Below are 11149 nucleotides of genomic sequence, written 5' to 3'. Positions count from 1 at the left end.
CGACATTACCGCCACGTCCGCCGGCAACGCCACAGCGTCGCCGGGCCGCACCCTTGCGGGCATTTTCGAGGCTGCCGGCCCGCTCATCGCCCTCATCCTGCTGATGCTCATCGGTTCCTTGATGAGCGACAGCTTCCTCGGCGCGGAAAACCTCTCGAACGTTTTCACGCGCAGCGCCATCATCGGCATCATCGCGGTCGGCGCCACCTTCGTCATCACGGCGGGCGGGCTCGACCTTTCCGTCGGCTCGCTCTCCGCGCTGGTGGCAGGCGTCACGATCATGTTCATGAATACGGCGGCCGAGACGCTTGGGCCGGGCTGGCAGCTCGTCGCTGCGGGCATCGTCTTTTCGCTGATCGTCGGCGCGGCGGCAGGGCTGCTGAATGGCGTCATGATCGTCAAGGGGCGCGTGGAAGCCTTCATCGTGACGCTCGGCGCCATGGGCATTTTCCGCTCGGTCATCACCTGGCTTGCGGATGGCGGCTCCATCTCGCTCGATTTCTCGCTGCGCGATGCCGCACGCCCGATCTATTACGGCCAGATTCTCGGCATCGCCGTGCCGATCCTCGTGCTCGCCGTCATCGCCATCGTCGGCGAACTGGTGTTGCGACGCATGCGCTTCGGCCGGCATGTGGCGGCCATCGGCTCGAACCGCCATGTCGCCTTCTATTCGGCGATCCCGGTCAACCGCGTGCGCATCCTCACCTATGTCATCCAGGGGCTCTGCGTCGCCGTCGCCACCGTGATCTACGTGCCGCGCCTTGGTGCAGCGACCCCTTCGACCGGCCTGATGTGGGAGCTGGAGGCGATTGCCGCCGTCATCATCGGCGGCACGGCGCTCAGCGGCGGCTTCGGCCGCATCTGGGGCACCATCGTCGGCGTGCTGATCCTCGGCTTCATCAGCAACATCCTCAACCTCACCGGCTTCATCAGCCCCTATCTCAACGGCGCATTCCAGGGGGCGATCATCATCATCGCCGTACTGCTGCAACGCGACCGCTCGCAGGGCTGAACCGTCTTTTCACTTCAACAGGGAGACAAGTGAATGTTCCACAAGCTGAAATCCATGCTTGCCGCAGGCGCAGTCGCCATCGCGGCGCTGGCAACGCCGGCTCTTGCCGCCGACGCCGTCATCGGCGTCTCGATTCCGGCCGCCACCCATGGCTGGACAGGGGGGCTCAACTATCACACCAAGCGCACCATCGACCGGATGAAGGAAGCCTTTCCGAACATCGACTTCGTGCTGGCGACGTCGTCGAGCGCGACGCAGCAGGTCAACGACATCGAGGACCTGATGGCACGCAACATCAACGCGCTCGTCGTGCTGCCCTTCGAATCCGACCCGCTGACGGAGCCGGTCAAGGCCGCCAAGGCGAAGGGCGTCTTCATCGCGACCGTCGACCGCGGTCTCGCTGAGGAGGGCATCGAAGACCTCTATGTCGGCGGCGACAATCCGCAATACGGCACGGCTGCTGCCGAATACTTCAAGAAGAAGTTTCCGGACGGCGGCAAGATCGTCGTGATGCGCGGCATTCCGACGGCGATCGACAATATCCGCATCGACGCCTTCAACGCGGCGCTGAAGGACACCAAGATCGAAGTGCTCGACATGCAGTATGCCAACTGGAACCCGGACAAGGGCTTCGAGGTGATGCAGGACTACCTGCAGCGTTTCCCCGAGATCAACGGCGTCTGGGCGGGTGATGACGATGCCGCGCTTGGCGCCATCGAGGCGATCAAGCAGGCGGACCGCAAGAACGTGACGGTGCTGGGCGGCTCCGGCATGAACAAGGTGATCAAGCTGGTGATGGACGGTCATGACATGGTCGATGCCGACATCTTCTACCCGCCGACGCTGATCATTCCGGCTATCGAACTCGTCACCATGAAGTTCGCGACGCAGGCGCCGATCAACGGTCGCTACGTGCTCGGCAGCCCGCTGATCACCAAGGACAACGCTGCGGAATACTACTTCCCCGACGCTCCCTATTGATGAAAAAGGGTGCGCCCGTCAGGGCGCACCCGCTGCCGCCGGACAGGTGGATCGCGACAAGCGTTGCGGATTGCCGGGTTTTGCAATACTGCACTGAGTAAGCAACGGGACCGCGTGGACCACAATCCTGAATGGCGCGGCCTCTTGCACATCATGCTTCAGGAGTTGCGCTGCATGCCACGGGTAAAACAGTCCGATCAGCCGCCACCGCGCACAGCCAACTACGAGACCTTCGTCAACCTCGTCACCGAGGCCTACCCAAACCTCAGTGACCGCTTCCAGCAGGTCGCCCGCTTCATCACGCAGAACCCGAACGTCGTCGCGATGCAGTCGATCAATGCGATTGCCGAGCAGTGCGGCGCGCATCCGTCGATCCTGGTGCGGTTCGCCCAGAATTTCGGGTTTTCCGGCTTCAAGCAGCTCCAGGCGGTCTTTCAAAGCCGGCTTTCGACGGCGGCACCCGGCTATCGCGAGCGCATCAGCGCGCTGGACGTCGACTTGGAAAAGAACAAGCGCAACGGAAACCTGGGCTTCCTGCACGATCTGGTCGTTCGCGATATCGCAACGCTGCAGGAGCTGTTGAGTTCGACACCCGAGGAAAGCCTCTCGCAAGCCGCCAAGGCCCTGAAGAACGCGAATACGATCTTCATCGCCGGCCAGTTGCGCTCGGAGCCGATTGCGAAGTTTCTCCGCTACGTGCTCTCGATGCTTCAACTGCGGGTCATCCTGCTTGACCCTGCCGGCGGGCTGGCGCCGGAAATGGCGCAGGTCATGGGCAAGAAGGATGTTCTGGTCGCCATCGCCTTCCGCCACTATGCCAAGGAGGTTGTGACGATTGCCGACGTCGCGGCGCACAATGGCACGCCGATGGTTGCCATTACGGACAGCCAGCTGTCGCCGCTTGCGAAGAACGCCAGCGTGCTGTTTACGATCCCCGAGGATGAATATTCGTTCTCGCGCTCCCTTGCCGCGCCGATGTGCCTGACACAGGCCATCGCGGTTGCCGTTGCGGCGTTGTTGCAAGAAGACAAGAAGGGCTCGCCGCAAATCCCGACCGTGACAGGAAACCAGCGCCGCAAGCCCTGAGAAGAATGCCCGCCATGTCCGCTCGGGATGGCGGGCACCGATGTCAGGCGACGATTTCGCGAATGTTCACAAAGCGCCGCTCGGCGAGCGAAAGGTTTGCGGCTTCCGCCAGCGCCAGCGATTTTTCGCCGTCCTCGAAGGTCGCATCCGGGGTCTTGTTCGATTCGACGCAGTCGATGAACGATTCCAGACCCAGCGTGTAGGCTTCCGCGTAGCGCTCGATGAAGAAGTTGAGGAAGGGCTCGCCGGCGCCCGTCGCGGTCGGGCCGAACCGCTCGAGGCCATGCGCCCGGCGGTTTCCGGATATGAGCATGCCGTTCGATCCCAGGATTTCGACCCGCTGGTCGTGACCGTAGATTGCGGCGCGGGAATTGTTGATGTGGCAAAGCTTGCCGCTTTCCGTGCGCAGAACGACCATGGTGGAGTCGACATCGTTCAGTTCGGCGAGCGTCGGGTCGATCAGCGCGCTGCCGGTGGCGAAGACCTCGACGGGCTCCTCGCCCAGCATGAAGCGGGCGAGGTCGAAATCGTGGATCGTCATATCCTTGAAGATGCCGCCGGATGCCTTGAGATATTCGCGCGAGGCGAGGCCGGGATCGCGCGACGTGATGATCACCTGGCGGATATCGCCGATCCCGCCGGAGCGAGCCGCGTCGCGCGCGGCCCGGTGGCCCGGATCGTAGCGGCGGTTGAAGCCGATCTGGATCGGCTTGTCGAAGCCCTTGAGGGCTTCGCGGCAGGCCTTGACCCGGGCCAGCGACAGGTCGATGGGCTTTTCGCAGAAGATGGCCTTGCCGGCCTTTGCGGATGCCTCGATGAGGTCCGCATGCGTCGGCGTGGACGTGGCGATCAGCACGGCATCGGCCTGTGCGATGGCCTCTTCGGCGCTACCCGCAACAAGGCAACCGAACTGATGGCCAACCTCTTCCGCTGCCGCGGAAACGGGATCGTACACGGCTGCGAGTTCGGCTTTGCTTGAACGCACAATCGTGGCAGCATGCATCTTCCCGATACGCCCGCAGCCGAGCAATGCGATCCTGATCATCAACTTCCTCCTGATGGTAATGCAAAAAAAGTTGCACATTTGATATTCCGTCAATATTAATTCTGCAAGCCTGTTTTCAGGGCATGGCGGATTTTGAGGGAGGAGATCATGGCAGAGGTTTCCGGCGGGCAAGAATTTCCCATTGCCGAGCGCCGTTTGCGGCTTGGCATCGTCGGCGGAGGGCAGGGCAGCTTCATCGGCAAGGTGCATGCACGGGGCGCCCGGCTTTCCAACCGTTGGGACGTCGTTGCTGGCGCGCTGTCGTCCCGGCCGCAGGTCGCAAGGGAATCCGGACGGGCCTGGCTGCTGGCGGACGACCGCATCTACACGGATTACCGCGTGATGGCCGAGCGCGAGGCGGCGCGGCCGGATGGCATCGATGCCGTGGCGATCACCACGCCCAACAACTCTCATCACGCCATCGCCGTCGCCTTCATGGAAAAGGGCATCGACGTCATCAGCGACAAGCCGCTGACGACGACGCTTGCCGATGCGCTCGATCTGGTCCGCCTCCAGAAGGAGACGGGTCTCGTCTTCGGCGTGACCTATGCCTATGCCGCCTCCGCAATGGTTCGGCAGGCACGCCAGATGGTCCGCGAAGGCGCGCTTGGCACCCTCAAGCAGGTGCATGTCGAATATTTCCAGGAATGGGCGCTGACCCCGCCCAAGGATGCCGGTGCCGGCGCGCAATGGCGCGTCGATCCTTCGATCGTCGGTCCCACCTTCACCACCGGTGATATCGGCACCCATTGCCACCATCTCGGCGCCTTCGTCTGCGGCCGTCCCGTCGCGGCGGTTCGGGCGGAGTTCCACACGCTGGGTCCGCCGAAGGCGCTGGAGGACACGGCCTTCATGCATGTGCGCTACGAAGGTGACATTCCCGGCACCATCATGATCTCCCAGGTCGCGCCCGGCGCCCATTGTGGGCTTCGCATCCGCGCCTTTGGCGACAAGGCGAGCCTGGAATGGAACCAGGAGGAACCTGAGGTTCTGCATTTCCGCCGCTTCAACGAGCCTTCCCGCGTGCTGACGCGCGGCGAAGGCGCCGGCATCGGCGTGCATGCGGCGCGTTTTGTCCACATGCCGCGCGGCCATCCAGAGGCACTCAGCGACGCCTGGGGCAATCTCTACGAGGAATTCGCGATTGCCGTCGAGGCCCGTCGCCTCGGCAGGACCCTGCCCGCGGGGCTGCTGGAATATCCGACGGTGATGGACGGCGCGCTTGGCGTGAAGTTCATCGAGGCGGCGCTCGCCTCTAGCCAGTCGGGCGGGCAATGGACGGATTGCACACTGTCGATGTGATTTGCAATAAGTATTGCAATATCTGAATTTATGAAATAATAAGTTCTGCGAAGAGGGCTGGCGCGGCGATGCCGGCTCAGGGAGGTTTTTAAATGGGTACCGTTCGTCTCACCATGGCCCAGGCCCTGGTCCGCTATCTCTGCAACCAGTTTACCGAAATCGACGGCCGACGCGAGCCGCTTTTCCCGGGCGTTTTCGCAATTTTTGGCCATGGCAACGTTACCTGCCTTTCCGAGGCGCTGGAGGCGGTGAAGGACACGCTGCCGACCTGGCGCGGCCAGAACGAGCAGTCGATGGCGCTCGCCGCGATCGGCTTTGCCAAGGCGACGCGCCGCCGCCAGATCATGGTCGCATGCAGCTCCATTGGCCCCGGCGCGCTGAACATGGTGACGGCAGCCGGCGTGGCGCATACCAACCGCCTGCCCATTCTGCTTCTCGCCGGTGACAGCTTCGTCAACCGCCGCCCCGACCCGGTGATGCAGCAGGTCGAACATTTCGGCAATCCGACGATCACCGTCAACGACGCCTTCAAGGCGGTGACGCGCTATTGGGACCGCATCACCCATCCCGAACAGATCATCGGCTCGCTGCCGCAGGCCGTCGCAACCATGCTGGATCCCGCCGATTGCGGCCCAGCGTTCCTTGCCCTGCCACAGGACGTGCAGGAAATCGCCTGGGACTATCCGGAAAGCTTTTTCGAGCCGACCGTTCACAAGGCACCGCGCCCGCGGCCCGATCGCGACAGCCTCGCGGAAGCGATCCGCGTGCTGAAGGCAGCCAAGCGCCCGCTGATCATCTCCGGCGGCGGCGTGCGTTATTCCGGCGCGGAAACGGCGCTCGCCGATTTTGCGGAAAAGCACGGCATCCCGCTTTGCGAGACCATTGCCGGCAAGGGCACCGTCACCCATGACCATCCGGCCCATGTCGGCCCGATCGGCATCGTCGGCTCCACCTCGGCCAATGCGCTGGCAGCGGAAGCGGATGTGGTGCTCGCCGTCGGCACGCGGCTCATGGATTTCACGACGGGCTCATGGACGGCCTTCGCGCCCGACGCCCGGTTCGTCTCGATCAACGCTGCCCGCTGGGATGCCAACAAGCATCGTGCCGTCGCCGTGGTCGGCGATGCACTGGAGACGGTTGGCGAACTTGAGGCCGCCATCGGCGACTACAAGGCCGACGCCGGCTGGACTGAGAAGGGCCGGCTCGAATTCGCCAAGTGGAACGATGCCCTCGACGGCTACCAGAAGCCGACAAACGCGCCCGTTCCGACCTATGCGCAGGTCATCGGCATCGTCAATTCCAAGGCGAAGGACCGCGACCTCCTGATCACCGCCGCCGGTGGCCTGCCGGGTGAGGTGATGAAGAACTGGCGCGTCAAGGCACCGAACACCTTCGATTGCGAATTCGGCTTCTCCTGCATGGGCTACGAAATCGCCGCCGGCTGGGGCGCGGCGATGGCCGATCCGACCCGCACGCCGATCGTGATGATCGGCGACGGCACCTACATGATGATGAACTCGGACATCTATTCGACCGTGCTGTCCGGCCACAAAATGATCCTCATCGTCTGCGACAACGGCGGCTATGCCGTCATCAACCGCCTGCAGAATGCCAAGGGCACGCCGGGCTTCAACAACCTGATCAAGGATTGCCGCGTCAGCGAGCCCTTCGCCGTCGATTTCGCCAAGCATGCCGAGGCGATGGGCGCGCTGACGCGCCATGTCGAGAGCCTTGCCGATCTCGGCGATGCGGTGGAATGGGCGCAGACCACGGACCGAACTACGGTCATCACTATCGTCTCCGACGCCTTCACCTGGACGCCGGGCGATGCCTGGTGGGATGTCGGTGTGCCGCAGGTCAGTGCGCGAGCGAAAGTCAATGCCGCCGCGAAGGACCAGCAGGAAGGCCGCAAGAACCAGCGCGTCGGCGTCTGATCGTGGCGCGACCTCGGCACCCTCTTCATCTGAAGGATGACAAGCATGAGAACCATCAAGGGTCCCGGCGTGTTTCTCGCGCAGTTCGCTGGCGATGAGGCGCCCTTCAACTCGCTGAAGGGACTGGCCGGCTGGGCCGCCGACAAGGGGTTCAAGGGCGTGCAGATCCCCACCTGGGACCGCCGCGTGATCGATCTCGAACGGGCGGCGGTCAGCCAGGACTATGTCGACGAGATCAAGGGAACGCTTGGCGAGCACGGCCTCGTCGTCACGGACCTCGCCAGCCACCTGCAGGGTCAGCTCGTCGCCCTTCACCCGTCCTTCAACCTGCCGGCCGATTCCTTCGCGCCCGCCAAGGTTCACCGTGATCCCAAGGCCCGGCAGGAATGGGCCGTCAACCAACTGCTCTGTGCGGCGAAAGCCTCGCGCCGTTTCGGTGTCGATCGCCACACGACCTTCAGCGGAACGCTCCTGTGGCCTTATTTCTACCCCTATCCGCAATGGCCGGACGGGCTGATCTCCGACGGCTTCGACGAACTGGCGCGGCGCTGGCGGCCGATCCTCGATGCGTTCGATGGCGAAGGCGTCGACGTCTGCTACGAAATCCATCCGACCGAGGACCTGCACGACGGCCTGACCTTCGAGATGTTCCTGGAGCGCGTCGACAACCATCCGCGCTGCAACATCATGTACGACCCGAGCCATCTGGTGCTGCAGTCGATCGACTACCTCGCCTACATCGATCACTATCACCAGCGCATCAAGACCTTCCACGTGAAGGACGCAGAGTTCCGGCCGACGGGCAAGACGGGCGCCTATGGCGGGTACCAGCCCTGGGTCAGCCGCGCCGGCCGCTTCCGCTCGCCCGGAGACGGCCAGGTCGATTTCGGGGCGATCTTCTCGAAACTGACGGGCTACGGTTTCGACGGATGGGCCGTGCTCGAATGGGAATGCTGCCTGAAGAATTCGGAAGATGGCGCGGCCGAGGGCGCGCGCTTCATTCGCGATCACATCATCAAGGTTTCGGATCGCGCCTTCGACGACTTCGTGAAGTCCGGAGCAGACCGTTCCGTCAACAATGAAATCCTCGGGATCTAAGGACCTTGGCCGTGTCGAACACAAACCTGTCCAACCGCCGTCTTCGCCTCGGCATGGTCGGTGGGGGCGAGGGCGCCTACATCGGCGGCATCCACCGCTTCGCCGCCCGTCTCGATAACCATTTCGACCTCGTGGCCGGTGCGTTCGATGTCGATGCCGAACGGGGCCACGGCTTCGCCGCGAACAATTTCATCGATCGCGATCGTTCCTATGGCGACTATCTCGCCATGGTGGCGGGAGAGCGCGCACGCGACGACCGGATCGATGTCGTGGCGATCTGCACGCCCAACCACACCCATTTTCCCATCGCCAAGGCGTTTCTCGAAGCGGGGTTCGACGTCATTTGCGAAAAGCCCATGACCACGACCGTCGAGGATGCGATCGCGCTCCATGATCTCGCGCAGGCAACGGGGCGTTTCCTTGGTGTGACCTACACCTACTGCGGCTATCCGATGGTCCATGAGGCGCGGGCGATGGTGGCACGCGGAGATCTCGGCAAGATACGTGTGGTACAGGTCGAGTATCCGCTGGAATGGATGGCGACCGGGATCGAGCTGCAAGGCAACCAGCAGGCGGCCTGGCGTACCGACCCGAAGAAGAACGGCCGCGGCGGCTCGATCGGCGACATCGGCACGCATGCCTATCATCTCGCGGGCTTCGTGACCGGGTTGAAGGCCGAGGCGGTCGCCGCCGACCTCGCGACATTCGTCGACGGCCGCGCACTGGATGACAACGCCCATGTGATGATCCGCTACGAAGGCGGCGCGCGCGGCCTGTTGTGGTCTTCCCAGGTCGCGATCGGCCAATCGAACGGCCTGCGACTGCGGGTCTTCGGTGAGAAGGGCAGCCTCGCCTGGCATCAGGAACAGCCGAATGAACTCGTCTTCACGGGGCTCTTCGGCGCTCCGGAAACGATCAAGCGCGGCCGCGAGGATCTCACCGATGGTGCGCGTGTTCGAACCCGCACACCGCCGGGCCATCCCGAAGGCTATATCGAAGCGTTCACGAACCTCTATTCCGGCTTCGCCGCCGTTATCCGGGCGAAGGAGAGCGGAGCCTCGGCCGGGCCTTTTGGGGAGGGGATTCCTTCCTCCTATGACGGGCTCAAAGGTGTGGCCTTCGTCGATGCCGTGGTCGACAGCCATGAGAAGCACAATGGCGGTTGGTTGCCGTTGCAGTTCGCTTAGAGCGCACTGGACGACCCGGACCGCAGGAACAACGCGCAGGCACGCGAGAGGAAACCAAAAATGGCACAGTTTGAGAACAAGATCGTCGTCGTGACCGGCGGCACCCAGGGCCTTGGCGCCGCATCCGCAAAGCTTCTTGCGGAACGCGGCGCGAAGGGGCTGGTCATTTGTGGTCGGTCGCAAGAAAAGGGCGCGGCGCAGGCGGCTCAACTTGAAGCCCTGGGCGCGGAAGCCGTCTTCGTCAAAGCCGATCTGTCGAATGTGGATGACTGCAAGGCGGTCATCGCCGCGGCGGACAAGAGGTTCGGCCGGCTCGACAGCCTGGTCAATGCGGCCGGCATGACAAATCGCGGAACGATCCTCAACACCAGCCCGGAACTCTTCGACCAGCTTTTTGCGGTCAACACCCGCGCACCGTTCTTCCTCATGCAAAGCGCAATTGAGCTCTTCAAGCGCGACGGGGTCGCCGGAACGATCGTCAATATATCGACCATGTCCTCGATGGGTGGACAGCCCTTTCTCGCAGCCTACAGCGCCTCGAAGGGCGCTCTCGACACCCTGACCCGCAACACCGCCTACGCTGCCCTCCGAAATCGGATCCGCGTCAACAGTCTCAACATCGGCTGGATGGCATCCGAGGGAGAAGACAGAACGCAACGTGAACTGGACGGCCAGCCCGCCGATTGGCTCGAAAAGGCCGTCATAGCTCAACCGAACGGCCGCCTGATCGAACCCGAAGAGGTCGCCCGTGCCATCGCATTCCTCGCCTCAGAAGAATCCGGTTTGATGACCGGCGCGATCATCAACTTCGACCAAGCGATCTGGGGTGCCTATGATAGCTTACCCCACGCTGCCGCAGCACTATGAGCTCGTTTTTTCATATGGCCTGCAACAGGTATGCCTCACTGATGAATCCAATTGTAGCGCCTTCTGACTCCTGAAAGCACTGGTCGCCGGTTCAAATCCTATCAAGGCGAAGACGATCAGATTAGCCCCGATCTCGCATTTTCAACGAGACCGGGGATTTGATTTCAGAGGACGCTAACGTTCTCAGCCTTAGACTTTCCTGTCTTCCGGTCTTGTCCCACGTCGTAGCTAACCTTCTGGCCATCGGTCAGGGAAGCGCCGAAGTCTACAGCCGAGATGTGGACGAACACATCCGGTCCACCACTATCCGAGGTGATGAAGCCGAAGCCTTTGTCCTGAGCGAAAAATTTTACGATACCAGTTGCCATCTCTATCCTCTTTGATTGGAAGTGAACTGCCCCCACTTTCGACCGGACAGTCGGCATAAGCAGAAAGGCTCAAGCACAGGCTTGAGGACAGGCTTATGTCTAACGCATATCGACACGTTGAATTGCTGACCGGTGATGTCCGCCGCAGGCGGTGGACAACCGAGCAAAAGCTGACGATCATTGAGCAGAGTTTCGAACCAGGCGAGACGGTATCTTCGACCGCTCGCCGCCATGGCGTCGCGCCCAATCTGCTTTATCGGTGGCGCAGG

General features: G+C 62.6%; 11 protein-coding genes. 9 read left to right on the top strand and 2 right to left on the bottom strand.

Annotated features, from left to right (window positions below):
* Positions 1-4 precede the first annotated feature (4 nt).
* From B5M41_RS25305 to B5M41_RS25295, 3 genes are all read left to right on the top strand, one after another.
* A complete protein-coding gene (locus tag B5M41_RS25305) occupies positions 5-1012 on the top strand; it encodes an ABC transporter permease (protein WP_413713380.1) in 1008 nt (335 codons plus the stop codon).
* Positions 1013-1045: 33 nt separating this feature from the next.
* On the top strand, positions 1046-1993 hold the full coding sequence (locus B5M41_RS25300; protein ID WP_134651978.1) for a substrate-binding domain-containing protein: 948 nt from the start codon (positions 1046-1048) through the stop codon (positions 1991-1993).
* Between the two features lie 174 nt (positions 1994-2167).
* Positions 2168-3079, top strand: a complete 912-nt coding sequence (locus tag B5M41_RS25295; RefSeq protein ID WP_134651976.1) for a MurR/RpiR family transcriptional regulator — start codon at positions 2168-2170, stop codon at positions 3077-3079.
* Positions 3080-3122: 43 nt separating this feature from the next.
* On the opposite strand, the gene iolG is transcribed toward B5M41_RS25295, so the two are convergent.
* Positions 3123-4124 carry an inositol 2-dehydrogenase gene (gene iolG / locus B5M41_RS25290; protein ID WP_134651974.1) on the bottom strand — a complete coding sequence of 334 codons (1002 nt, stop codon included), beginning with the start codon at positions 4122-4124 and terminating at the stop codon, positions 3123-3125.
* Between the two features lie 108 nt (positions 4125-4232).
* Here iolG and B5M41_RS25285 point away from each other — a divergent pair, with 108 nt between their 5' ends.
* The 5 genes from B5M41_RS25285 to B5M41_RS25265 all read left to right on the top strand — a co-directional run bounded on the left by B5M41_RS25285 (position 4233) and on the right by B5M41_RS25265 (position 10512).
* Positions 4233-5426: a Gfo/Idh/MocA family protein gene (locus B5M41_RS25285; protein ID WP_134651972.1), complete on the top strand. Its 1194-nt coding sequence runs from the start codon at positions 4233-4235 to the stop codon at positions 5424-5426.
* A 92-nt stretch (positions 5427-5518) separates the two neighbouring features.
* Positions 5519-7360 carry a 3D-(3,5/4)-trihydroxycyclohexane-1,2-dione acylhydrolase (decyclizing) gene (gene iolD / locus B5M41_RS25280; protein WP_134651970.1) on the top strand — a complete coding sequence of 614 codons (1842 nt, stop codon included), beginning with the start codon at positions 5519-5521 and terminating at the stop codon, positions 7358-7360.
* 45 nt (positions 7361-7405) lie between these two features.
* Positions 7406-8458, top strand: coding sequence for a sugar phosphate isomerase/epimerase family protein (locus B5M41_RS25275; protein WP_134651968.1), 1053 nt, complete (start codon positions 7406-7408; stop codon positions 8456-8458).
* Positions 8459-8511: 53 nt separating this feature from the next.
* Entirely contained in the window at positions 8512-9645 is a 1134-nt protein-coding gene (locus B5M41_RS25270; protein ID WP_134652021.1) for a Gfo/Idh/MocA family protein, read from the top strand.
* Positions 9646-9705: 60 nt separating this feature from the next.
* On the top strand, positions 9706-10512 hold the full coding sequence (locus B5M41_RS25265) for an SDR family oxidoreductase (protein ID WP_134651966.1): 807 nt from the start codon (positions 9706-9708) through the stop codon (positions 10510-10512).
* 164 nt (positions 10513-10676) lie between these two features.
* On the opposite strand, the gene B5M41_RS25260 is transcribed toward B5M41_RS25265, so the two are convergent.
* Entirely contained in the window at positions 10677-10880 is a 204-nt protein-coding gene (locus tag B5M41_RS25260; protein ID WP_134651964.1) for a cold-shock protein, read from the bottom strand.
* 95 nt (positions 10881-10975) lie between these two features.
* Here B5M41_RS25260 and B5M41_RS25255 point away from each other — a divergent pair.
* Positions 10976-11149: transposase (locus B5M41_RS25255; protein ID WP_230640248.1), on the top strand; the 174-nt coding region annotated here is incomplete at its 3' end.

Source organism: Shinella sumterensis (genome assembly GCF_004514425.2).
GTDB classification, from domain to species: domain Bacteria; phylum Pseudomonadota; class Alphaproteobacteria; order Rhizobiales; family Rhizobiaceae; genus Shinella; species Shinella sumterensis.
This window is presented reverse-complemented; position numbering and strand designations above follow the sequence as displayed.

What these genes read in the sequence shown, in the direction of transcription:
- B5M41_RS25300 (WP_134651978.1), top strand. Translation starts at nt 1,046, where the DNA reads ATGTTCCACAAGCTGAAATCCATGCTTGCCGCAGGCGCAGTCGCCATC.
- B5M41_RS25295 (WP_134651976.1), top strand. Translation starts at nt 2,168, where the DNA reads ATGCCACGGGTAAAACAGTCCGATCAGCCGCCACCGCGCACAGCCAAC.
- iolG (WP_134651974.1), bottom strand. Translation starts at nt 4,124, where the DNA reads ATGATCAGGATCGCATTGCTCGGCTGCGGGCGTATCGGGAAGATGCAT.
- B5M41_RS25285 (WP_134651972.1), top strand. Translation starts at nt 4,233, where the DNA reads ATGGCAGAGGTTTCCGGCGGGCAAGAATTTCCCATTGCCGAGCGCCGT.
- iolD (WP_134651970.1), top strand. Translation starts at nt 5,519, where the DNA reads ATGGGTACCGTTCGTCTCACCATGGCCCAGGCCCTGGTCCGCTATCTC.
- B5M41_RS25275 (WP_134651968.1), top strand. Translation starts at nt 7,406, where the DNA reads ATGAGAACCATCAAGGGTCCCGGCGTGTTTCTCGCGCAGTTCGCTGGC.
- B5M41_RS25270 (WP_134652021.1), top strand. Translation starts at nt 8,512, where the DNA reads ATGGTCGGTGGGGGCGAGGGCGCCTACATCGGCGGCATCCACCGCTTC.
- B5M41_RS25265 (WP_134651966.1), top strand. Translation starts at nt 9,706, where the DNA reads ATGGCACAGTTTGAGAACAAGATCGTCGTCGTGACCGGCGGCACCCAG.
- B5M41_RS25260 (WP_134651964.1), bottom strand. Translation starts at nt 10,880, where the DNA reads ATGGCAACTGGTATCGTAAAATTTTTCGCTCAGGACAAAGGCTTCGGC.